Here is a 21978-nt window from a genome sequence, read left to right on the forward strand (position 1 = left end):
ACGCATGGCAAAGTTTTTTATCGACAGGCCGGTATTTGCCTGGGTGATTGCGATCGTGCTGATGATGGCCGGCGCGCTGTCCATCCTGCAATTGCCGGTTGCCCAGTATCCCAACATCGCGCCGCCCGCCATCGGCATCGCGGTGACCTACCCGGGCGCGTCCGCGCAGACCGTGCAGGACACCGTCGTGCAGGTGATCGAGCAGCAGATGAACGGTCTTGACGGCCTGCAGTACATCTCCTCGGAAAGCAACTCCGACGGCAGCATGTCCATCACGCTGACCTTCAAGCAGGGCACCAACCCCGACACCGCGCAGGTGCAGGTCCAGAACAAGCTCGCGCTGGCGCAGCCGCTCCTGCCGCAGGAGGTGCAGCAGCAGGGCATCCGCGTCACCAAGGCCACCAAGAACTTCCTGATCGTGGCGGGCTTCGTGTCCACCGACGGCACGATGACCAAGGACGACCTGGCCGACTACGTCGCCTCGTACGTGCAGGATCCCATCAGCCGCACGCAGGGCGTGGGCGACTTCCAGCTCTTCGGCTCGCAGTATGCGATGCGGATATGGCTGGACCCGGCCAAGCTCGTCAACTACGGGCTGACCACGGTCGACATCACCACCGCGATCAAGGAACAGAACGTCCAGGTGTCGTCCGGCCAGCTGGGCGGCCTGCCGTCCGTGCGCGGCCAGCAGCTGAACGCCACCATCATCGGCCCGTCGCGCCTGCAGACGCCAGAGGACTTCGGCGAGATCCTGCTCAAGGTCAATTCCGACGGTTCGCAGGTGCGCCTGCGCGATGTCTCGCGCATCGAACTGGGCGGCCAGACGTACGCCATCGACAGCTTCTACAACGGCAATCCGGCCTCGGGCCTGGCCATCAAGCTGGCGCCGGGCGCCAACGCGCTGGACACGGCGCAGGCGGTACGCGACACCATCAACAACCTCAAGCCGTATTTCCCGCCGGGCATGGACGTCGTCTATCCGTACGACACGACGCCGTTCGTCAGCCTGTCGATCCATGAAGTGTTCAAGACGCTGGTCGAGGCCATCATCCTGGTGTTCCTGGTGATGTATCTCTTCCTGCAGAACTTCCGCGCGACCATCATTCCCACGCTTGCCGTGCCGGTGGTGCTGCTGGGCACGTTCGGCGTGCTGGCCGCCTTCGGCTATTCCATCAACACCTTGACCATGTTCGGCATGGTGCTGGCCATTGGCCTGCTGGTCGACGACGCCATCGTGGTCGTGGAAAACGTCGAGCGGGTGATGGCCGAAGAGGGCCTCACGCCCAAGCAGGCCACGCGCAAGTCCATGAGCCAGATCACCGGCGCGCTGATCGGCATTGCGATGGTCCTGGCCGCCGTGTTCATCCCGATGGCGTTCTTCGGCGGCTCCACGGGCGTGATCTACCGGCAGTTCTCGATCACGATCGTGTCTTCGATGGTGCTGTCCGTGATCGTGGCCATCGTCTTCACCCCGGCCCTGTGCGCGACGCTGCTCAAGCCCATTCCCAAGGGCCATCATGGCGCCAAGAAGGGCTTTTTCGGGTGGTTCAACCGCACGTTCGAACGCAGCAGCAATGGCTACGCCAACACCGTCGCGCGCGGCCTGAACCGCACCAAGCGTCTGATGGTCGTGTATCTGGCGCTGGTCATCGCGATGGGCTGGCTGTTCACCCGCATCCCCACCGCGTTCCTGCCGGCCGAGGACCAGGGCATCCTGTTCGCCCAGATCCAGACGCCCGCCGGCGCCACCGCCGAGGCCACCAAGGCCGTCATCGACGACGCCACCAAGTACCTGCTGACCGAAGAAAAGGACGCCGTCACCTCGGTGTTCGCGGTCAACGGCTTTAACTTCGGCGGCCGCGGCCAGAACGCGTCCATCCTGTTCATCAAGCTGCGCGACTGGGAAGAGCGCGGCGACGCCAGCCTGAAGGCCGCCGCCGTGGCGGGGCGCGCCAACGCGCATTTCGCCCAGACGGAACGCCGTGCGAAATTGTTCGTCGTGCCGCCGCCGTCCGTGATGGAACTGGGCAACGTCACCGGCTTTGACTTCCAGCTCATGGACCGCGCCGGCGTGGGCCACGAGAAGCTGCTTGCCGCGCGCAACCAGCTGCTGGGCGAGGCCGCTCAGAGCCCGGTGCTGGCGGGCGTGCGTCCCAACGGCATCGAGGACGCGCCGCAGTACCAGCTGGACATCGACCGCGAAAAGGCCCGCGCCCTGGGCGTGGCCGTGTCGGACATCAACAGCACGCTGGCCACCGCGTGGGGTTCGTCGTACGTCAACGACTTCATCGACCGCGGCCGCGTGAAGAAGGTGTTCGCGCAGGGCGAGGCATCCTCGCGCATGCTGCCGGAAGACCTGAACAAGTGGTACGTGCGCAACAAGGATGGCGACATGGTGCCGTTCTCGGCGTTCTCCACCGCCACCTGGAGCTTCGGCCCGCAGAAGCTGAACCGCTATAACGGCGTGCCGTCGTACAACATCCAGGGCCAGGCGGCGCCGGGCTACAGCTCGGGCGCGGCCATGGAAGAAATGGAGCGCCTGGCGGCCAAGCTGCCGGTGGGTGTCGGCTTTGAATGGACAGGCCTGTCGTTCGAAGAACGCCTGTCCGGCGCCCAGGCGCCCGCGCTGTACGCGATCTCGCTCATCGTGGTGTTCCTGTGTTTGGCGGCGCTCTATGAAAGCTGGACGATTCCGTCCGCGGTCATGCTGGTGGTGCCGCTGGGGATCATCGGCGCGCTGCTGGCCACGCTGATGCGCGGCCTGTCCAACGACGTGTACTTCCAGGTGGGCCTGCTGACGACAATCGGGCTGGCGGCCAAAAACGCCATCCTGATCGTGGAGTTCGCCAAGGAGCACTACGAGTCGGGCGCCAGCCTGACGGAATCGGCCATCCACGCCGCCCGTCAGCGTCTGCGTCCCATCCTGATGACGTCCCTGGCGTTCATCCTGGGCGTGACCCCGCTGGCGATTTCCAGCGGCGCGGGCTCGGGCAGCCAGAACGCCATCGGCACGGGCGTGATCGGCGGCATGCTGACCGGCACGTTCCTGGCCATCTTCTTCGTACCGGCTTTCTTCGTCATCATGCTGCGCGTGTTCAAGGTCAAGCGCATGAGCGAAAACGTCGACAAGCACGACACCAGCGCCAAGGGGCCGCAGGACGTGCCGGCGGAGGGTCAACCGTAATGACATTCCCGATGAGAACCTTGCTGTCTGTATCCCTGGCGGCGGCCCTGGCGGGCTGCTCGCTGGCCCCCACCTACGAGCGCCCCGATGCGCCCATCGACGCGGCTTACCCCACGGGGCCGGCCTACAACGCGGCCCAGACGGCCGCGCCCGGTGGCATGGCCGTGGCCGATATCGGCTGGCGCGACTTCTTCGGCGATCCGCTGTTGCAACAGCTCATCGAACAGTCGCTGACCAACAACCGCGACCTGCGCGTGGCCGCGCTGAACGTCGAGGCGGCGCGCGCGCAGTACCGCATCCAGCGCGCCGACCTGGCGCCCAGCATCGGCGTGGCGGGCCAGGGCTCGGCCCAACGCACGCCGGCCGACCTGTCGCCCAGCGGCCGGGCCACCACCAGCCACAGCTACCAGGTGGGCGCCGCCATGTCCGCCTGGGAGCTGGACCTCTTTGGCCGCATCCGCAGCCTGAGCGACAAGGCGCTGGAGTCGTATCTGGCGCTGGACGAAACCCGCACCGCCACGCAGCTCACGCTGATCGCCGAAGTTGCGAACGCTTACCTTACGCTGCGCGCGGACCAGGAACTGCTCAGCCTGACGCGCGACACGCTCAAGAGCCAGCAAGACTCCTTCAACCTGACCAAGCAGAGCTACGACCAGGGCCTGTCCACCGCGCTGGACCTGAGCCAGGCCGAAGTGTCGCTGCGCACGGCCGAGCGCAACCTGTCGCAATACACGCGCCAGGCCGCGCAGGACCGCAATGCGCTGGTGCTGCTGGTGGGCCAGCCGCTGTCGCCCGAGATGGCGGCGGCGCTGGACAATGCGGTCAAGCTGGACGACAGCATGCTGCCGACCACGCTGCCCGCCGGCCTGCCGTCCGATCTGCTGGCCCGCCGCCCGGACATCCGTGCGGCCGAGCATCAGTTGAAGGGCGCCAACGCCAATATCGGCGCGGCGCGCGCGGCGTTCTTTCCGACCATCAGCCTGACCGGCTCAGCCGGCACCGCCAGCGCCAGCCTGGGCGGCTTGTTCGACGGCGGTTCCGGGGCCTGGAGCTTCGTGCCCCAGATCACCGTGCCGATCTTCGCGGGCGGCTCGCTGCTGGCGGGGCTGGATCTGGCGAAGGTGCAGAAGAACATCCAGGTGGCGCAGTACGAGAAATCCATCCAGACGGGATTTCGCGAAGTGGCCGATGCGTTGGCCGGCCGCGGCACGCTTGACGAGCAGATCCAGGCGCAGCGGTTGCTGGTGGACGCCAACCAGCGCGCGTATGACGCGTCCGAGCAACGTTTCCGGCAGGGGATCGACGATTACCTGAGCGTACTGGATTCGCAGCGTTCGCTGTACACCTCGCAGCAGGCGCTGGTCGACACGCGCCTGGCGCGGCTGACCAATCTGGTCACGCTGTACAAGGTGCTGGGCGGCGGCTGGACGGAGCGCACGGTTGCCGCGCCTGCCGCGCCGGCAGCGCCCGCGGGCTGATTGCCTGGCGCGCGTTTCCGGTTTGCCATGCAAAACGGGCCGATCTTGCGATCGGCCCGTTTTTTTTTGCCTGTCGGACGCGCGGACGTCAGGTGCGCTTTCTTGCGATCAGGCCCACCACGAACAGCACGATGATCGCGCCGACGACGGATCCGATCCATCCCGCGGGTTCGCCGGGGGCGTACCAGCCCAGCGATTGTCCCAGGAAGCCGGCCACGACGGCGCCGATGATGCCCAGAATGGTGGTCATGATGATCCCCATGTTCTGGTCCCCGGGCATGATGGCGCGGGCGATCAGGCCCACGATAAACCCGACGATGATCATGATGATGATGCTCATGCGCGTACTCCTTACTAGGGAAAAGGGGGCAATGTGGATTGATGATACTCACGGATACCCGCACCCCGCGCGCCACCGTTGTAACAACTGGTGTGCGGCCCCCGCCCGTCGGGTCAGGAGGTCAAGTCGATGAGCTGGCGCACGTCCTTGGTCAGCGCCTCGATGCTGTCGGTGTCGGACGCCAGCAGGCGCGCCTTTCCGTCCTTGTCGAAAATGTACACGCCGCGGCTGTGCGTCACTTCGTACATGTCGGCGTCGTCGCCAGGGCGGGGCTTTTCAATCTGGTAGGCCACGCGGTAGCGGCGCGCCAGGTCCGCGATCTGCTTTTCGTCGCCCGTCACGCCGATGGCGTTGTTGTTGAAGGCATTGACGTAGGCCTGCAGGATGTCTGGCGTGTCGCGGTGCGGGTCCACGCTGACAAAGAGAATCCGCACGTCCTTGGCCTTGTCGCCCAGGTTCTGCAACACCGCGGTCAACTGCGCCATGGTGGTGGGGCAGATGTCCGGGCAGCTGGCGTACCCGAAAAAGAGCAGCACCGTCTTGCCCTTCAGGTCGTCGCTGCTGACCGTCTTGCCGCCCGCGCCCGGCAGCGAGAACTTCAGGTCCGGCAGGTGCCCCTTGACGTTGTAAAGCGTCCAGTCCACGTTCCTGTCGCCGCAGGCGGCAAGAAACACACACAAAGCCATCAGCAGTCCGCGAAAGAAGCGGCCGGTAATCGAGTGTCGCATGGGTCCAGTAGCCGGAAGGGGGTAAACCTTTCGGATTCTACCTGCTGGATCTGTGGAGAGTTTGCGCGGGCGCAATGCCTTGTGCTGGCGCAGGCTGAAATCAAAAAAATGGCCCGCTTGAACGCGGGCCATTTCCAGGGAGCGAACAACCGCTCGATCAGCCAGCCGTCATACCGCTATGACGCAGCAGCGCATCGATACGCGGCGCGCGGCCGCGGAACGCGGCAAACGAATCGGCCGCCGGGCGCGAGCCGCCCACGGCCAGCACTTCGCGGCGAAAGCGCGCGCCGGTTTCCGGATCCAGCGTGCCCAGCGCATTGCCCGCCTGTTTGGCAGCCGCTTCCTCGAAGGCCTCGTACGCGTCCGCCGACAGCACTTCGGCCCACTTGTAGCTGTAATAGCCCGCGCCGTAACCGCCCGCGAACAGGTGCGAGAAGGCGTGCGGCAGGCGATGCCATTGCGGCGGGAACAGCACCGCCACTTCCTGGCGCACTTCCTGCAGCAACGCCAGCACTTCGGAAATCGACGCGCCCTTGCTGCGGTCGTGCATCAGCATGTCGAAGAGCGCAAATTCGATCTGGCGCACCGTCTGCATGCCGCTCTGGTAGTTGCGGGCGGCGACCAGGCGGTCGTAGAGCGCGCGGGGCAGGGGCTCGCCGGTGTCCACGTGCGCCGACAGCTTCTGCACCACGGCCCATTCCCAGCAGAAGTTTTCCATGAACTGCGAGGGCAGTTCGATGGCGTCCCATTCGACGCTGGCGAACGCCGCGGCGCCGGGCTCGTCGACTTCGGACAACAGCGCGTGCAGCGCGTGGCCGGTTTCATGGAAGAGGGTGATGACGTCGTCGTGCGTCAGCACGGCGGGACGATCGCCGTTGGGGCGCGAGAAATTGCACGTCAGGTAGGCAATGGGCGTCTGCACCGTGCCGGCCACGACGCGGCGCGTGCGCTCGCTGTCGACCCAGGCGCCATTCTGCTTGCCGGCACGGGCGTACAGGTCCAGGTACAGATGGCCGATCAGCGCGCCTTCCGGGCTTTCGACGCGCACGCCGCGCACGTCGCCGTGCCACGACGACACGGGCGTTTCGGCCAGGCGCACGCCGAACAGGGTCTGGATCACGTCAAACAGGCCGGCCAGCACGCGCGGTTCGGTGAAGTACTGTTTGACCTCGTCTTCCGAATACGCATAGCGCGATTCGCGCAGGCGTTCCGAGGCGTAGGCCACGTCCCACGGCTGCAGGCTGTCCAGGCCCAGTTCGCCGGTGGCATAGGCCGTGAGTTCGGCCAGGTCACGCTGCGCGAAAGGCTTGGCCCGCGCGGCCAGGTCGCGCAGGAACCCGGTCACTTCCTTGGCGTCGCGGGCCATGCGCGTCTGCAAGCGCAGCGCGGCAAACGTGCCCAGGCCCAGCAGGCCCGATTCCTCGGCGCGCAGCGCCAGCAGTTCTTCGATCAGCGGCGAGTTGTCGAACTTGGCGTCGCCCTGCTCGGACGCGACCGTGCCGTAGCCGCGGTACAGCGCCTCGCGCAGCGAGCGGTCCTTGGCGTACTGCATGACGGGCAGGTAGCAGGGCATCTTCAGCGTGAGCTTCCAGCCGGCCTTGCCGTCTTCCTGGGCGGCGGCGCGCGCTGCGGCGATCACGTCCGCCGGAATGCCGGCCAGGCGGCTTTCGTCTTCCACGATCAACGACCACGCGTCGATGGAATCGAGCACGTTTTCCGAGAACTTCTGCGAGGCCTGCGCCTCGCGGTCGGAAATCTGGGCATAGCGTTCACGGTCCGCGCCTTGCAGTTCGACCCCGCTCAGGCGGAAATCGCGCAGAGCCATTTCCACGATGCGGCGGCGCACCGGCGTCCAGGACGCGAAGTCGGGCGCGGCGGCCAGCCGCTGATATTGCTTGTACAGGCCTTCGTGCAGGCCCACCCAGGTCGAAAACTCGGTGACCAGCGGCAGCGCGGCGTTATAGGCCTCGCGCAGCTCCGGCGTATTGACGACTGCATTCAGATGGCCGGCCACCGACCAGGCGCGCCACAGGCGCTCGGACGCGGTGTCCAAGGGCTCGACCACGGCCTCCCAGGTGGGCGCGAGCGCGGGGTCGGCAGCCTGGTCGACGGCCTTGCGGGCGATGCCCAGCAGCTCCTCGACGGCAGGCACGATATGCGCGGGTTTGACGGCCGCGTAATCGACCAGTTCGGACACGGGAGCGAGCAGGGGGTTCTGAGTCATGGTGTTACCGGCTTATTGAGTGGCGGACGGCGCGCGGCGCGCCGGCGATAAGGATCAGGTGAGGGCGATCGTCCCGAACGCAAGGCCCGCCGGCGGGCGGGGAGGGTGCCTGACCCCAAGTTGCGGCAAGTGTCTGACACCCCTGAGACGCCCGTTCAAGCTGAAGCGCATCTCACACGGGTGTCAGACACCGAGGTCTACGCACTCAGCCTGCGGCGCGTTCCGCCGCTTCGACCGTGTTGACCAGCAGCATGGCGATGGTCATGGGGCCGACGCCGCCGGGGACCGGCGTGATGGCGCCGGCCACTTCCTTGGCGGACGCGAAGTCCACGTCGCCGCACAGCTTGCCGTCGGCGCCACGGTTGATGCCCACGTCGATGACGACGGCGCCCGGCTTGATCATCGAGCCGTCGATCATGCCCGGCTTGCCGGTGGCCACGACCAGCACGTCGGCGCGGCGGGTCTGCGCGGCCAGGTCGCGCGTTTTGGAATTGCAGATCGTGATGGTGGCGCCGGCCTGCAACAGCAGCATGGCCATCGGCTTGCCCACGATGTTGCTGGCGCCCACGATGACGGCCTCAGCTCCGCGCAGGTTCACGCCTTCCGATTCCAGCATCTTCATCACGCCATACGGCGTGCAGGGACGGAACAGCGGCTGGCCGGTCATGAGCAGGCCAGCATTGCTGATATGGAAGCCGTCCACGTCCTTTTCGGCCGCGATGGCCTCGATGACCTTGTGGGCGTCCATGTGCTTGGGCAGGGGCAGCTGCACCAGGATGCCGTGGATGCTGGGATCCTGGTTCAGGACCTGGATGCGGGCCAGCAGTTCGGCCTCGGTCATCTCGGCCGGGTATTGCTCTTTCACGGAATGCAGTCCGGCCTTTTCGCAGGCCGCGACCTTGTTGCGCACATACACCTGCGACGCGGGATCCGCTCCGACAAGCACAACGGCCAGGCCGGGGCGGGTGCCCTTGGCGGCCAGGGCCGAGACACGCTCGGCGACTTCTTCGCGAATGCGCTGCGAGAGCGCGGCGCCGTCAATAATCCTTGCGGTCATGCGTGTGCCTCGGGTTTGGCCAGAGCCACTTTCATCAAATCTGCAACGGTGGTCACTTCAAGTTTTTCCATGATGTTGGCGCGGTGCGCCTCGACGGTCTTGATGCTGATGCCCAGGTCGTCGGCGATCTGCTTGTTCAAGCGGCCCGCAACGATGCGCTCCAGCACCTGTTGCTCGCGCGCGGTCAGGCGCGCCAGCATGGCTTCGTGGTCCTTCTGAGCCTGGTGCTTGCTCACGCGCTGCGTGGCCTGCTCCAGCATGCGCGCCACGATCTCGCGCAGGTCGGATTCGTTGAACGGCTTTTCCAGGAAGTCGACGGCGCCCTTCTTCATGGTGGACACCGCCATGGGCACGTCGCCGTGGCCGGTGATGAACACGATGGGCAGCGGGGCATTGCGCGCGATGAGCTGTTCCTGAAGTTCCAGGCCGCTCATGCCGGGCATCCGCACGTCGGCGATCAGCACGCCGATCTGGCTGGCGTCGTAGTCTTCCAGGAACGATTCGCCGCTGGCGTAGGCGCGAACGCGGTATCCATTGGCTTCAAGCAGCCAACGCAGCGAATCGCGGACCGCTTCGTCGTCGTCGACAATGAATACCGTGCTCGACAGGTGGGGCGTGTTCATGCGTGCAACTCCTCGGACTGATCGTTCTGGGCCTGCGTCTGGGTCGCAGCGCAGGGCAGGGTGAAGCGGAAGATAGTACCGCCGGCCGGGTTGGGGTCAGCCCACAGGCGGCCGTGATGCGATTCGATAATGGTACGGCAGATATTCAGCCCCATGCCCAGGCCCTGGGACTTGGTGCTGAAGAACGGTTCGAACAGGCGCTCGGGTTCGGCCAAGCCGTGGCCGCGGTCCACCACGGCCACCTCGATATGCTGGTCGTGAAGAATTACGGCAACCTTAAGCTCGTCGGACTCGCTCTTTTCCATGGCTTCCAGCCCGTTCTTGAGCAGATTCAGCAGTACCTGTTCAATAAGGATGGGGTCGGCCAGGACGTCGGGCGCGTTGGACGGCACGAAGCTGTCGATGCGGATGCGGCGCTTGCGGGCGTCGATCTCGGCAAAACCGATGGCGTTGTCGACAATGCGGCCGATCGCCACGCGCTGGCGGCGCGGCTCGCTGCGTTTCACGAATTCGCGGATGCGGCTGATGATCTTGCCGGCGCGCTCGGCCTGCGAGGCGGCTTTTTCCAGCGCGGGCAGCAGCATGTTGGGGCTGGTGTGGCCGGCCTTGACCAGGGCCACCGCGCCCATGCTGTAGTTGGCAATGGCCGTCAGCGGCTGGTTCAGTTCGTGCGCCAGCGACGAGGCCATTTCGCCCATGGTGGTCAGGCGGCTGGTGAGCTGGATCTTTTCCTGCTGCACGCGCGACGCTTCTTCGTGGCCGCGGCGCTCGGTGATGTCGCGCGCCACCTGCATGCGCACGCGGCGCCCGTCGGTCCAGGCCAGCATGCGGTGGTGCACTTCAAACCAGCGCTGCACGGACGGCGCGAAAACTTCGACCGATTCGTCGGTGAAGCGGCCGCGGCGGCCGGCCAGCAGTTCGTCGTGACCGCCCGTCTGCGCGCCGAACACGCGGCGATAGGTGCGGTTGGCGAACAGCAGCTCCAGCCCGTCATGCGTGTCGGCGGTGACCGAGATGGCGTCGTCCAGGCCTTCCAGCACGGTCATGAAACGTTCGTGGGCGGCCGTCAGGGCCTCGCGGATGCGCTTGGGCTCGGTGATGTCCGTCATGGACGTCATCCAGCCGATCTGGTTGCCGTTGGGGTCCAGCAAGGGCGACACGTACATGCGCGCCGTGAAGCGCGATCCGTCGCGCCGCTGGGCCTCGACCTCCAGGCCGCTGCTGGGCGTCTTGCCCGACATCAGCACGTCCAGCGTGTGCTGGTGCTGTTCGTGGCGGCCCGGCACCCAATAGGGGAAGGGCGGACTGCGGCCGATCAGGTCGGCCTCGTTCCAGCCGATCATCCGGCAGAAGGCCGGGTTCACATAGGCGATGCGGCCCTCCATGTCGAGCACGCGCATGCCCGTGGACATGGAGTTTTCCATGGCGCGCCGGAAACCGGTCTCGGCAATGAGCGCGGCTTCGGCGGTGGACCGGAAGCGCGTATAGCGCCACAGCATGAGCAGGCTGATGACGATGACGCAGGACAGGGCCAGCACGACCCAGATCAGGCGTTGCTGGCGCAGTTCCTGGTCTATGGTCACAAACATGACGCTGTCGTCATGGATGCGCTGCAACCAGAAGAACACCCCCATCACACAGATATAGAGGATCAGCACCATGGCGGGCGTGACCCAGTACACCCCGCGCCGCCGGGTGCGGGCGTGATCGTGGAAAGGCGTAGGTATGTTGGACTTGGGCGCGCTGGACATGGAATTCGGGGCCGGTAGACCGCGCATTTTAGTGCGTGTTGGAACGGAATTGCCGGGAATCAAGTCCACCATTCGTCCTAGCCCATAAAAACCAGGGCGTTCAGCAATTCAGGTTCTGTTCAAGTTTCCGCATTATGAAATGCCGTACCGCAACATGAAATTTTCCTTGCGACCGGTTAATCTTCTTTCTTAGAATGCCGCCTGACAGGGAAACCGCCCCTGGCAGGTCCTTAGAACGCCCCGACCCCATTCATGACATGGTAGCCCGGATGATCCCGGCTACCATGCAATGTCCGCGAGCAGATCAATAAGCGGTTTGTGGTCACGAACGAACCCCAACAGGAGACACACGATGTCCTCTAACGCCCAGGCTGGCGCCGTGCAGGCCGCCAACGACGAAGACACCCTTGAAACCCAGGAGTGGCTCGAAGCCCTGGCAGCCGTCCTTGATCGCGAAGGACCGCAGCGCGCCCATTACCTGCTGGAACGCCTGATCGACGAAGCCCGTCGCTCCGGCGCTCACATTCCGTTCTCCCCCAATACCGCTTACGTCAACACGATTCCCCCCGGCCTGGAGCCGGCGCACCCGGGCAACCTGGAGCTGGAATCGCGCATCCGCTCGTACGTGCGCTGGAACGCCATGGCCATGGTGGTCAAGGCCAACAAGCACAACCCGCCCGATGGCGGCGACCTGGGCGGCCACATCGCGTCGTTCGCCTCGCTGGCCACCATGATCGGCTGCGGCCAGAACCACTTCTGGCACGCTGAAGACGAAGGTCACGGCGGCGACCTGGTCTACTTTCAGGGCCACACCTCGCCCGGCATGTATGGCCGCGCCTACCTTGAAGGCCGCCTGACCGAAGACCAGCTGAACCATTTCCGCCAGGAAGTGGACGGCAAGGGCCTGTCCTCGTACCCGCATCCCAAGCTGATGCCGGACTTCTGGCAGTTCCCGACGGTGTCGATGGGCCTGGGCCCGCTGATGGCCATCTACCAGGCCCGTTTCCTGAAGTACCTGCACGCCCGCGGCATTGCCGACACCAGCAACCGCAAGGTCTGGGTGTTCTGCGGCGACGGCGAAATGGACGAACCCGAGTCGCTGGGCGCCATCGCCCTGGCGGCCCGCGAAAAGCTCGACAACCTGATCTTCGTCATCAACTGCAACCTGCAGCGTCTGGACGGCCCGGTGCGCGGCAACGGCAAGATCATCCAGGAACTGGAAGGCGACTTCCGCGGTTCGGGCTGGAACGTCATCAAGCTGATCTGGGGCGGCTACTGGGATCCGCTGCTTGCGCACGACAAGGAAGGCATCCTGCGCCAGATCATGGAAGAAACCGTCGACGGCGAGTACCAGGCGTACAAGGCCAACGACGGCAAATTCGTGCGCGAACACTTCTTTGGCAAGCACCCCAAGCTGCTGGAAGCCGTGTCGCGCATGAGCGACGAGGACATCTGGCGCCTGAACCGTGGCGGCCATGATCCCCACAAGGTGTACGCGGCCTTCAAGTCGGCCAGCGACCACACCGGCCAGCCCACCGTCATCCTGGCCAAGACCATCAAGGGCTACGGCATGGGCCACGTCGGCCAGGCCAAGAACCCGACCCACCAGCAAAAGAAACTGGAGCTGGACTCCATCCGCGAATTCCGCGACCGCTTCGGCATCCCCATCCCGGACGACAAGCTGGCGGACCTGCCGTACTTCAAGCCGGCCGAAGACTCGCCCGAAATGAAGTACCTGCACGAGCGCCGTGCCGCGCTGGGCGGCTACCTGCCGCGCCGCCGCGCCAAGGCCGACGAACAGCTCAAGGCCCCCGCGCTGGACGCGTTCAAGGCCGTGCTGGAGCCCACCGCGGAAGGCCGTGAAATCTCGACCACCCAGGCCTTCGTGCGCATCCTGAACCAGGTCCTGCGCGACAAGGAACTGGGTCCGCGCGTCGTGCCGATCCTGGCCGACGAATCGCGCACCTTCGGCATGGAAGGCCTGTTCCGCCAAATCGGTATTTATGCGCCGGAAGGCCAGAAGTACACCCCGGTCGACAAGGACCAGGTCATGTACTACAAGGAATCGGCCGACGGCCAGCTCCTGCAGGAAGGCATCAACGAAGCGGGCGCGATGAGCTCGTGGATTGCGGCGGCCACGTCGTACTCCTCGAACAACCGCATCATGATCCCGTTCTTCATCTACTACTCGATGTTCGGGTTCCAGCGCATCGGCGACCTGGCCTGGGCCGCCGGCGACATGCAGGCGCGCGGCTTCCTCCTGGGCGGCACCGCCGGCCGCACGACGCTGAACGGCGAAGGCCTGCAGCACGAAGACGGCCACAGTCACATCCTGGCCTCGACCATCCCGAACTGCGTCTCGTACGACCCGACGTTCGGCCACGAGCTGGCCGTGATCATCCAGCATGGCTTGAAGCGCATGGTGGAAGACCAGGAAAACGTCTACTACTACCTGACGGTGATGAACGAAAACTACCCGCAGCCCGGTCTGACCAAGGGCGACGAGGAAGGCATCATCAAGGGCATGTACAAGCTCAAGTCGCACGGCAAGGGCAAGAACCGCGTGCAGCTCATGGGTTCGGGCACGATCCTGCGCGAAGTCATGGCCGCGCAGGAGCTCCTGGCCGCCGATTGGGACGTCGCCTCGGACCTCTGGAGCGTCACCAGCTTCACCGAGCTGCGCCGCAACGGTCTGGACGCCGAACGCCACAACATGCTGCACCCCGACGAGAAGAAGCCGCAGGTCGCTTACGTCACGGAACAGCTGGCCAAGACGGAAGGCCCGATCATCGCGTCGACCGACTACATGAAGCTCTTTGCGGACCAGATCCGTCCGTTCGTGCCCAAGGGCCGTGAATACAAGGTGCTGGGCACCGATGGTTTCGGCCGTTCGGATTTCCGCGCCAAGCTGCGCGAGCACTTCGAGGTGGATCGCCACTTCGTCGTCGTGGCCGCCCTGCGCGCGCTGGCCGACGAAGGCAAGGTGCCGGTCGCCAAGGTGGCCGAAGCCATCAAGAAGTACGGCATCAATCCGAACAAAGCCAACCCGCAATACGCCTGAGGGTAAAGAGACATGAGCAACATCGTGCAAATCAAGGTTCCCGACATCGGCGACTTCAAGGAAGTGGAAGTCATTGAAGTGCTGGTTGCCGTGGGCGACACGATCAAGGCGGAACAAAGCCTGATCACGGTCGAATCCGACAAGGCCTCGATGGAGATCCCCGCGTCGCAGGGCGGCGTGGTGAAGTCCATCTCCGTGAAGGTCGGCGACAAGGTCGCCGAAGGCGCAGTCGTGCTGGAAGTCGAAGCGGCCGAGGCTGACGCTGGCGCCGCCAAGGAAGAAGCCCCCAAGGCCGAGTCCAAGCCGGCTGCCAAGGAAGAACCCAAGCAGGCGGCCGCAGCTGCTGCGCCCAAGGCCGAGGCCTCGGCCCCGGCTGCCGCCAGCGGCCCGGTCGAGATCGAAGTGCCGGACATCGGCGACTTCAAGGAAGTCGAAGTCATCGAAGTCATGGTCGCGGTCGGCGACACCATCAAGGCCGAGCAAAGCCTGATCACCGTCGAGTCCGACAAGGCCTCGATGGAGATCCCGGCCTCGCAAGGCGGCGTGGTCAAGGAAGTGAAGGTCAAGGTGGGCGACAAGGTCGCCAAGGGTTCGGTCGTGGTGGTGGTGGAAGGCGGTGCGCAAGCCGCCGCCGCCCCGGCCGCGAAGTCCGAAGCCTCGGCCCCGGCCGCCAAGTCGGAAGCGAAGGCCGAGGCCGCCGCCTCGTCGGCCCCGGCCGCGCGCCCGGCGCCCGCCGCCGCGCTGGAAGACGCCAACCTCAAGCCCGGTCAGTTGCCCCATGCCTCGCCGTCCGTGCGCAAGTTTGCGCGCGAACTCGGCGTGAACCTCTCCAAGGTCAAGGGCACCGGTCCCAAGGAACGCATTACCGCCGACGACGTGCGCGGCTTCGTCAAGCAGGCCCTGTCGGCTGCGCCGGCGGCGGCCGCTGCCGGTGGTTCCGCCGATGGCGCCGCGCTGGGCCTCTTGCCGTGGCCGAAGGTCGACTTCACCAAGTTCGGCCCGATCGAAGCCAAGCCGCTGTCGCGCATCAAGAAGATCTCGGGTGCGAACCTGCACCGCAACTGGGTCATGATCCCGCACGTCACCAACAACGACGAAGCGGACATCACCGACCTGGAAGCGCTGCGCGTCACGCTGAACAAGGAAAACGAGAAGTCGGGCATCAAGGTCACGATGCTGGCCTTCCTGATCAAGGCCGTGGTCGCGGCCCTGAAGAAGTTCCCCGAGTTCAACGCCTCGCTGGACGGCGACAACCTGGTGCTCAAGCAGTACTACCACATCGGTTTTGCGGCCGACACGCCCAACGGGCTGGTGGTGCCGGTGATTCGCGATGCCGACAAGAAGGGCATCCTGCAGATCGCCCAGGAAATGACCGAACTGTCCAAGAAGGCGCGTGACGGCAAGATCTCGCCCGCTGAAATGCAGGGCGGCTGCTTCTCGATCTCGTCGCTGGGCGGCATTGGCGGCACCTCGTTCACGCCCATCATCAACGCGCCGGAAGTGGCGATCCTGGGCGTGTCGCGTTCCTCGCACAAGCCCGTCTGGGACGGCAAGCAGTTCGTGCCGCGCCTGATGGTGCCGCTGTCGCTGTCCTACGACCACCGCGTCATCGACGGCGCCTCGGCCGCGCGCTTCAACGCCTATCTGGGTGCGTTGCTGGCCGACTTCCGCCGCATCGCGCTGTAAACGGGGAGCCCTATGAGCAATACCGTTCAAATCAAAGTGCCGGACATCGGCGACTTCAAGGAAGTGGAAGTCATCGAGGTGCTGGTGGCCGTGGGCGACACGATCAAGGCGGAACAGAGCCTGATCACGGTCGAATCCGACAAGGCCTCGATGGAAATCCCCGCGTCGCAAGGCGGCGTGGTCAAGTCCATCGCCGTTAAGGTCGGCGACAAGGTCGCCGAAGGCGCGGTCGTGCTGGAAGTGGAAGCGGCCTCGGGTGCTGACGCTGGCGCCAAGGAAGCGGCTCCCAAAGCCGACGCCAAGCCGGCCGAGAAAGCCGCTCCCAAGGCTGAAGCTGCGAAATCCGAAGCGCCTGCCGCCAAGGCTGCAGCTCCGGCCGCCGCCACCTTCAGCGGTTCGGCCGACGGCGAATACGACATGCTGGTGCTGGGCGCGGGCCCTGGCGGCTATTCCGCCGCCTTCCGCGCCGCCGACCTGGGCCTGTCCGTGGTCCTGGTCGAACGCTACAGCACGCTGGGCGGCGTCTGCCTGAACGTGGGCTGCATTCCGTCCAAGGCGCTGCTGCACAACGCCGCCATCATCGACGAAGCGCGCGAACTGGCTGCCCACGGCATCAGCTTCGGCGAGCCCAAGATCGACCTGGACAAGCTGCGCGGCTACAAGGACAGCGTGGTCGCCAAGCTGACCGGCGGCCTGGCCGGCATGGCCAAGGCCCGCAAGGTCACCGTGGTGACGGGCGTGGGCGAGTTCGCCGACGCCAACCACCTGACCGTCAAGGGCGCCGACGGCAAGACCCAGACGCTGCGCTTCAAGCAGGCCATCATCGCCGCCGGCAGCCAGTCGGTGAAGCTGCCGTTCCTGCCGCAGGACGATCGCATCGTGGACTCCACCGGCGCCTTGCTGCTGCGTGAAGTGCCCAAGAAGATGCTCATCATCGGCGGCGGCATCATCGGCCTGGAAATGGGCACGGTGTACTCCACGCTGGGCGCGCGCCTGGATGTCGTGGAAATGCTGGACGGCCTGATGCAGGGCGCTGACCGCGACCTGGTCAAGGTGTGGCAGAAGAAGAACGCCTACCGCTTCGACAACATCATGTTGAAGACCAAGACGGTGGGCGCCGAGGCCAAGAAGGACGGCATCTACGTCACCTTCGAAGGCGAGGGCGCGCCCAAGGAGCCGCAGCGCTACGACCTGGTGCTCCAGGCCGTGGGCCGCAGCCCCAACGGCAAGAAGATCGGCGCCGACAAGGCGGGCATCGCCGTGACCGACCGCGGGTTCATCGAGGTCGATCGCCAGATGCGCACCAACGTGCCGCACATCTTCGCCATCGGCGACATCGTCGGCCAACCCATGCTCGCCCACAAGGCCGTGCATGAAGGCCACGTCGCCGCCGAAGCCGCCGCCGGCCAGAAGTCCTTCTTCGACGCGCGCGTCATCCCGTCGGTGGCCTACACCGATCCGGAAGTGGCGTGGGTTGGCCTGACCGAAGACGAAGCCAAGAAGCAGGGCATCAAGATCGAGAAGGGCGTGTTCCCGTGGGCCGCCTCCGGCCGCGCCATCGCCAACGGCCGCGACGAGGGCTTCACCAAGCTCATCTTCGACGCCGAGACGCATCGCATCCTGGGCGGCAGCATCGTCGGCACCCACGCGGGTGACCTGATCAGCGAACTGGCCCTGGCCGTGGAAATGGGCGCCGACGTCGTCGACATCGCCAAGACCATCCACCCGCACCCGACCCTGGGCGAGTCGGTGGGCATGGCCGCGGAAGTCGCCGAAGGCGTCTGCACCGACCTGCCGCCGATGAAAAAGAAGTAACGCGCCGCGGCTTGCCGCGATCGCAACAAAAAGCGCCGCTCCTTTTTGAGGGGGCGGCGCTTTTTTTCTTATGTGCGTTGTGGATGCGTGCGCTGTGGATGTGTGCGCTGTTTACCCGGCGTCGATCCGCCGATACGAACCTGGCGAGAACCGCAGGGCCAGCGCCAGCAGCACGACCGCGCCGGCCAGCATCACAATCCATGCCTCGGTCAAACTTGCAAACCGATCGCGCAGGACGCCTGCCAGCAACGGCATGAAGCTTGCAATCAAGTAGCCTCCGCCTTGCACGAAAGCCGCCAGCATTCCCGCTTGCGCGGGATCGTCCAGGTGGTCCATCGCCACGATCAGCGACAACGGAAACAGCGCGCCGATTCCGATGCCCAGGAGCAGGCACGCCAGCAGCGCCAGCTTGAGGGGGGCCACGATCAGGCATATCAGTCCGCAGATCAGAATGGTCAACACGGCGGCCAGCGGCTTGCGGCGATCCGCAAACCTGCCGATCCATGCCGACACGGCCAGACCCGCCATCACTTCGGCCAGCGTCAGGCCGCCCAGCAGAAAGCCCGCGGCGGAAGGTTCCCAGCCGAGACTGGTATAGAACGGCGGCAGCCACGCCAGCACCAGCGTGTAGGCCCCGGTGCCGATGCCAAAGAACAGCATCAGCTCCCACGCCCGCAGATTGCGCCAGAAGCTGCGCGGCGCCGTGCGAACCGTGCGGTGAAGGGGCGAGGTCGCGTCGGCTCGACCTTGCGCGGCCTTGAGCCACAGCGGCAGTGCGAGCAGGGCGGGTACGCTCCAGAAGGCCAATGCGGCGGGCCACCCGAAGCTGCCTGCAAGCCCCGCAGCGCTGGCCGCCGCCACGGCCGCGCCCGCCATGATGCCGGTGGTGTACAAGCCGAACACGCGTCCCATGTCATGCGCGAAATTGCGCTTGATGAAGGCGGGCAACAAGGTCTGCACCAGCGCAATGCCGACCCCCGCCAGCACCGCCGTCAGCAGCAGCCCGTAGGTCTGCGTCCCAACGTAGCGCGCCGCGCAAGCAACGGCCACGAGCGCCACGCCCAGCGCGATCCCGATGCGCTCATTCAGCCATCCCGAAATGCGTGCACCCGCTAGCGCGCAGACGCCCATGACGAACACGGGCAAGGTGGTCAACAGGCTGGCCTGCGTGTTGGTTGCGCCGGTGGCCTCCTGGATCATATCCAGCAACGGCCCGATGGCGGCCAGGGCGGGCCGCAGGTTCAGCGCCACGGCCACGATGGCGACGATGGCAAACAAGGGGCGTAACCTCACGCGCGTCATGGATATCTCGACATCAAGTTATTTGATGTCGAAGTATATAGACGGCATGGTGAGTTCGGCAACGGGATATCATGGCTGCCAACGCAAATAGCTTTACGCAGAGACAACCATGAATGACCGTGCAAGGCGCTCGCAGGAAGAATGGCAGCGCGAGCGGCCCGACATCGACGCCAATGTGATGGCGCTGGTGGGGCGGCTGCTGCAAGCCACGCATCTACTGGAGCGCAACTGGTTCCTGCCGCTGGCCGCGCAATTCGAACTGCATCAAGGCGAATTCGACGTCATCGCCACGCTGCGGCGGTCGGGCAGCCCTTACGCCATGACACCCACCGACCTGCATGAAGGGCTGATGCTGTCGTCAGGCGCCATGACCAGCCGCCTGGACCGCCTGGAGCGCAAGGGCCTCATCGAACGCGTGCCATCACCCAACGACCGGCGCAGCACGCTCGTGCGTCTTACCCCGGCCGGACTGGCGCTCATCGACAAGCTGCTGCCGCTGCACGTGGCGAATGAGCAGCAGGCACTGGCGTCGTTGACGCAGAAGGAGCAAGCGCAACTGGATGGGTTGCTGGCGAAGCTGCTCGTGGGGTTGGGGCGCAAGCCGGGGGGGGAACGGTCACCGTAGGGTAAGCGACGCAGAGTCTTCGGCTATCGAAAAACGAGCTTTGGCGCAGATGTCTGAATCCCCGGCCCGTCCTGTCCGGCCACGAAAAAGCCGCCCGTGGGCGGCTGATCTTCGTTCAGTGCGTTGCAGCCGATTGCCGCGCGGCAGGGATTCAGGCGTGGGTGTTGATGCGCGAACCCAGCGTGCCGTCGATGGCCAGCACCGGCAGCGATTGGAGCAGCGTGGCGACCGAGTCGGCTTGCGCGTTGATCGCTTTTTTCGTGACCGATGCCTGCACTTCCATCATGAGATTCGCGTCGCGCAGGGCCAGCGCGGAATTGACGGTGTTGTTGACGGAAGCATCCATGGTCTAGGTGTCCTGGTGATGTGAGGCCGGGTCAACGGCCGAAGCAAGTCGCATTATGGGGCACGCCGTTCGAATGATGCAAAACATTTCGCAATGATCGCGGGCCGGAGTGCATTGTGGCGCGAGTACGTGGCGGGCATGTGACATGCCGGCCTCTGCCGGTTTCGGGCGCGCCGCGCCATGAGCGGCCCTGGCGCATTACGGTTGCGCCGGACATTCCTTCACTTTGCCCCAGCCTTGATTGGGTTCGCAGAATTGCTTGCGCGCTGCCCATGCGCATTCGGGACGCTCGAAGAAACCCAGTTCCGCGCACCGTTCCAGTTCGCCATCCAGCGCGGCGACCCACGCCATCGGGTCCGGCGCGGGGATCACGGTGATGCGCAGCGACGGCTGCGGACCGGTGGGCGCGTGTTCGGAAGATGATGGGGAGGCTGCGGCGCGAGCCGGTTCCGCGGAAGCGGCCGCGGGGGCGGCATGATCCGACGTCGAAGAAGCCCCGTCGGCATGATCCGGCGCTGAAGAAGCCGACGCGGCCTGATTCGACGCGGAAGAAGCAGCGTTCGTCTCAGGCCGGTCTGCCGCGGAAGAGGAAGCATTCGGCGCCGGCCGATCCGACGAGGAATCAGTCGCCTTTTCCTCTTGGCTTCCCTCCGGCGACGGCGCGGCGCGCTTGTTGGCCGCATCCGATTCAGGCGGCTGAGTCGGCTGCGGGGTCAGGGGCACGCGCACCGGACTGGCGGCCGTCGAGCCCGACGTTGCCGTGTTAGGCGAATTCCACGACACGACGAGCAGCACCAGTGCGCCATAAATGGCCAGCGTATAGATCACGGTCACCGCCGCACATCCCACGCTGCGGCGCGTGATGGGTTCGCCATCGTCGCGCCCGAAGAGGCTGCGCCACCCAACCAGCGCAGCGCCGGGCGCCGAGATCAGCCACCAGCCCAGGCGCCTGACCCAGCCCGGGTCCTGCCGCGGCAGCGACGCGTGCACCTGCGCGGCCAGCAGTTCGCGCAGGGCGCGGTTTTCTTCCTGCAGGCGCTGGGTCCGCGTGTCCGCCGGCCCCTGGCCGTCTGGATCCGGAGTGCCGTCGTGCTGCGTAGCGAGTGGATCTGGAGGCGTGGCGGTCATCGGGTGAAAAATATGGATACAAAGCTGCGGTGGCAATTATGAAGCAAGTCCGCAGGGGCCAACCGGGGAATAGGACGGAAAATGGGGCGCTTCGAGAGAATATTCGCGGGGTTCGCATCGCCGGCGTCAGTCGCCCGTGGCTTCGCGTCGTCCCAAAAGCTTGAGCGGATTGCCGCCTTGTATCGAATAGGCCTCGATTTCGCCGCGCACGACGCTGCCGGCTGCGATGACGCAACCCTGGCGCAGGATGGCGCCATCGAGCAGCACGCAGTTGGCGCCGATCCAGACGTCGTCCTCGATCACGATGCCGCCCTTGCTGGGCCGGAAGCCTTGTTCGCGAATGGGCAGGTCGCGGCGGCGGAATTCATGGTTGGCTGGCGCAAAGGTGCAGTTGGCGGCCACGGCCACGCGCGCGCCCATGCGGATGCCGTTGCCGGTGTAGAGCACGCAGCCGGAATTGATGACGCATTCCGGCCCGATCTCGACATCGCCCGAGCCGCCCGCGGGCTTGATTTTGACGAAGGCGTCGATCACCGCCCGCGGTCCTACCGCGATGCGGGTGCCGCGGGTCGAATCCTCGATATCCGCAAGCTTGGACACGCGCGCGGTGGGATCGATGTGGATCATGCT

16 protein-coding genes are annotated in these 21978 nt (G+C 65.5%); 6 read left to right on the forward strand and 10 right to left on the reverse strand.

Annotated elements, in window-relative coordinates; genetic code table 11:
• The first annotated feature begins 4 nt into the window (after positions 1-4).
• Positions 5-3184, forward strand: a complete 3180-nt coding sequence (locus tag HV786_RS11330) for an efflux RND transporter permease subunit (protein WP_128828119.1) — start codon at positions 5-7, stop codon at positions 3182-3184.
• Positions 3184-4662 (forward strand): AdeC/AdeK/OprM family multidrug efflux complex outer membrane factor, encoded by a 1479-nt coding sequence (gene adeC / locus HV786_RS11335; protein ID WP_271264772.1) that lies wholly within the window; start codon positions 3184-3186, stop codon positions 4660-4662. Before HV786_RS11330 ends, adeC begins: the two co-directional genes overlap by 1 nt.
• Positions 4663-4750: 88 nt before the next feature.
• Here adeC and HV786_RS11340 read toward each other — a convergent pair whose 3' ends face one another.
• The 6 genes from HV786_RS11340 to HV786_RS11365 form a co-directional block, all read right to left on the reverse strand.
• On the reverse strand, positions 4751-5002 hold the full coding sequence (locus HV786_RS11340; protein WP_056316497.1) for a GlsB/YeaQ/YmgE family stress response membrane protein: 252 nt from the start codon (positions 5000-5002) through the stop codon (positions 4751-4753).
• A 113-nt stretch (positions 5003-5115) separates the two neighbouring features.
• Positions 5116-5730, reverse strand: coding sequence for an SCO family protein (locus HV786_RS11345; protein ID WP_128828120.1), 615 nt, complete (start codon positions 5728-5730; stop codon positions 5116-5118).
• Positions 5731-5887: 157 nt separating this feature from the next.
• Positions 5888-7954, reverse strand: coding sequence for a M3 family metallopeptidase (locus HV786_RS11350; protein WP_175210895.1), 2067 nt, complete (start codon positions 7952-7954; stop codon positions 5888-5890).
• A gap of 205 nt (positions 7955-8159) precedes the next feature.
• Positions 8160-9011: a bifunctional methylenetetrahydrofolate dehydrogenase/methenyltetrahydrofolate cyclohydrolase FolD gene (gene folD, locus HV786_RS11355; RefSeq protein WP_056316504.1), complete on the reverse strand. Its 852-nt coding sequence runs from the start codon at positions 9009-9011 to the stop codon at positions 8160-8162.
• On the reverse strand, positions 9008-9634 hold the full coding sequence (locus HV786_RS11360) for a response regulator transcription factor (protein ID WP_006219003.1): 627 nt from the start codon (positions 9632-9634) through the stop codon (positions 9008-9010). The genes folD and HV786_RS11360 overlap by 4 nt, the downstream gene beginning before the upstream one ends.
• Positions 9631-11385 (reverse strand): PAS domain-containing sensor histidine kinase, encoded by a 1755-nt coding sequence (locus HV786_RS11365; protein ID WP_056316505.1) that lies wholly within the window; start codon positions 11383-11385, stop codon positions 9631-9633. Before HV786_RS11365 ends, HV786_RS11360 begins: the two co-directional genes overlap by 4 nt.
• Before the next feature lie 352 nt (positions 11386-11737).
• Here HV786_RS11365 and aceE point away from each other — a divergent pair, with 352 nt between their 5' ends.
• The 3 genes from aceE to lpdA are packed head-to-tail and all read left to right on the forward strand — an operon-like array spanning position 11738 to position 17947.
• Entirely contained in the window at positions 11738-14446 is a 2709-nt protein-coding gene (gene aceE, locus HV786_RS11370) for a pyruvate dehydrogenase (acetyl-transferring), homodimeric type (RefSeq protein ID WP_056316508.1), read from the forward strand.
• A gap of 12 nt (positions 14447-14458) precedes the next feature.
• Positions 14459-16132, forward strand: a complete 1674-nt coding sequence (aceF, locus tag HV786_RS11375; protein ID WP_175210897.1) for a dihydrolipoyllysine-residue acetyltransferase — start codon at positions 14459-14461, stop codon at positions 16130-16132.
• Positions 16133-16144: 12 nt separating this feature from the next.
• Positions 16145-17947, forward strand: coding sequence for a dihydrolipoyl dehydrogenase (lpdA, locus tag HV786_RS11380; protein ID WP_062840891.1), 1803 nt, complete (start codon positions 16145-16147; stop codon positions 17945-17947).
• 111 nt (positions 17948-18058) lie between these two features.
• Here the strand turns inward: lpdA and HV786_RS11385 are convergent, their stop codons facing one another.
• Positions 18059-19249: an MFS transporter gene (locus HV786_RS11385; RefSeq protein ID WP_175210899.1), complete on the reverse strand. Its 1191-nt coding sequence runs from the start codon at positions 19247-19249 to the stop codon at positions 18059-18061.
• 109 nt (positions 19250-19358) lie between these two features.
• On the opposite strand from HV786_RS11385, the gene HV786_RS11390 reads away from it, so the two are divergent.
• Complete coding sequence (locus tag HV786_RS11390) at positions 19359-19874, forward strand: MarR family winged helix-turn-helix transcriptional regulator (RefSeq protein ID WP_128828131.1); 516 nt, start codon at positions 19359-19361, stop codon at positions 19872-19874.
• A 151-nt stretch (positions 19875-20025) separates the two neighbouring features.
• On the opposite strand, the gene HV786_RS11395 is transcribed toward HV786_RS11390, so the two are convergent.
• The 3 genes from HV786_RS11395 to HV786_RS11405 all read right to left on the reverse strand — a co-directional run bounded on the left by HV786_RS11395 (position 20026) and on the right by HV786_RS11405 (position 21975).
• Positions 20026-20220, reverse strand: coding sequence for a putative motility protein (locus HV786_RS11395; protein ID WP_056316520.1), 195 nt, complete (start codon positions 20218-20220; stop codon positions 20026-20028).
• Between the two features lie 198 nt (positions 20221-20418).
• A complete protein-coding gene (locus HV786_RS11400) occupies positions 20419-21348 on the reverse strand; it encodes a hypothetical protein (protein WP_175210901.1) in 930 nt (309 codons plus the stop codon).
• 126 nt (positions 21349-21474) lie between these two features.
• Positions 21475-21975 carry an acyltransferase gene (locus HV786_RS11405; RefSeq protein ID WP_128828132.1) on the reverse strand — a complete coding sequence of 167 codons (501 nt, stop codon included), beginning with the start codon at positions 21973-21975 and terminating at the stop codon, positions 21475-21477.
• Between the last annotated feature and the right edge of the window lie 3 nt (positions 21976-21978).

It is taken from the genome of Achromobacter mucicolens, from assembly GCF_902859725.1.
GTDB classification, from domain to species: domain Bacteria; phylum Pseudomonadota; class Gammaproteobacteria; order Burkholderiales; family Burkholderiaceae_B; genus Achromobacter; species Achromobacter mucicolens.

What these genes read in the sequence shown, in the direction of transcription:
- HV786_RS11340 (WP_056316497.1), bottom strand. Translation starts at nt 5,002, where the DNA reads ATGAGCATCATCATCATGATCATCGTCGGGTTTATCGTGGGCCTGATC.
- HV786_RS11365 (WP_056316505.1), bottom strand. Translation starts at nt 11,385, where the DNA reads ATGTCCAGCGCGCCCAAGTCCAACATACCTACGCCTTTCCACGATCAC.
- HV786_RS11350 (WP_175210895.1), bottom strand. Translation starts at nt 7,954, where the DNA reads ATGACTCAGAACCCCCTGCTCGCTCCCGTGTCCGAACTGGTCGATTAC.
- HV786_RS11405 (WP_128828132.1), bottom strand. Translation starts at nt 21,975, where the DNA reads ATGATCCACATCGATCCCACCGCGCGCGTGTCCAAGCTTGCGGATATC.
- HV786_RS11385 (WP_175210899.1), bottom strand. Translation starts at nt 19,249, where the DNA reads ATGACGCGCGTGAGGTTACGCCCCTTGTTTGCCATCGTCGCCATCGTG.
- aceE (WP_056316508.1), top strand. Translation starts at nt 11,738, where the DNA reads ATGTCCTCTAACGCCCAGGCTGGCGCCGTGCAGGCCGCCAACGACGAA.
- folD (WP_056316504.1), bottom strand. Translation starts at nt 9,011, where the DNA reads ATGACCGCAAGGATTATTGACGGCGCCGCGCTCTCGCAGCGCATTCGC.
- aceF (WP_175210897.1), top strand. Translation starts at nt 14,459, where the DNA reads ATGAGCAACATCGTGCAAATCAAGGTTCCCGACATCGGCGACTTCAAG.
- adeC (WP_271264772.1), top strand. Translation starts at nt 3,184, where the DNA reads ATGACATTCCCGATGAGAACCTTGCTGTCTGTATCCCTGGCGGCGGCC.
- lpdA (WP_062840891.1), top strand. Translation starts at nt 16,145, where the DNA reads ATGAGCAATACCGTTCAAATCAAAGTGCCGGACATCGGCGACTTCAAG.
- HV786_RS11390 (WP_128828131.1), top strand. Translation starts at nt 19,359, where the DNA reads ATGAATGACCGTGCAAGGCGCTCGCAGGAAGAATGGCAGCGCGAGCGG.
- HV786_RS11345 (WP_128828120.1), bottom strand. Translation starts at nt 5,730, where the DNA reads ATGCGACACTCGATTACCGGCCGCTTCTTTCGCGGACTGCTGATGGCT.
- HV786_RS11330 (WP_128828119.1), top strand. Translation starts at nt 5, where the DNA reads ATGGCAAAGTTTTTTATCGACAGGCCGGTATTTGCCTGGGTGATTGCG.
- HV786_RS11360 (WP_006219003.1), bottom strand. Translation starts at nt 9,634, where the DNA reads ATGAACACGCCCCACCTGTCGAGCACGGTATTCATTGTCGACGACGAC.
- HV786_RS11400 (WP_175210901.1), bottom strand. Translation starts at nt 21,348, where the DNA reads ATGACCGCCACGCCTCCAGATCCACTCGCTACGCAGCACGACGGCACT.
- HV786_RS11395 (WP_056316520.1), bottom strand. Translation starts at nt 20,220, where the DNA reads ATGGATGCTTCCGTCAACAACACCGTCAATTCCGCGCTGGCCCTGCGC.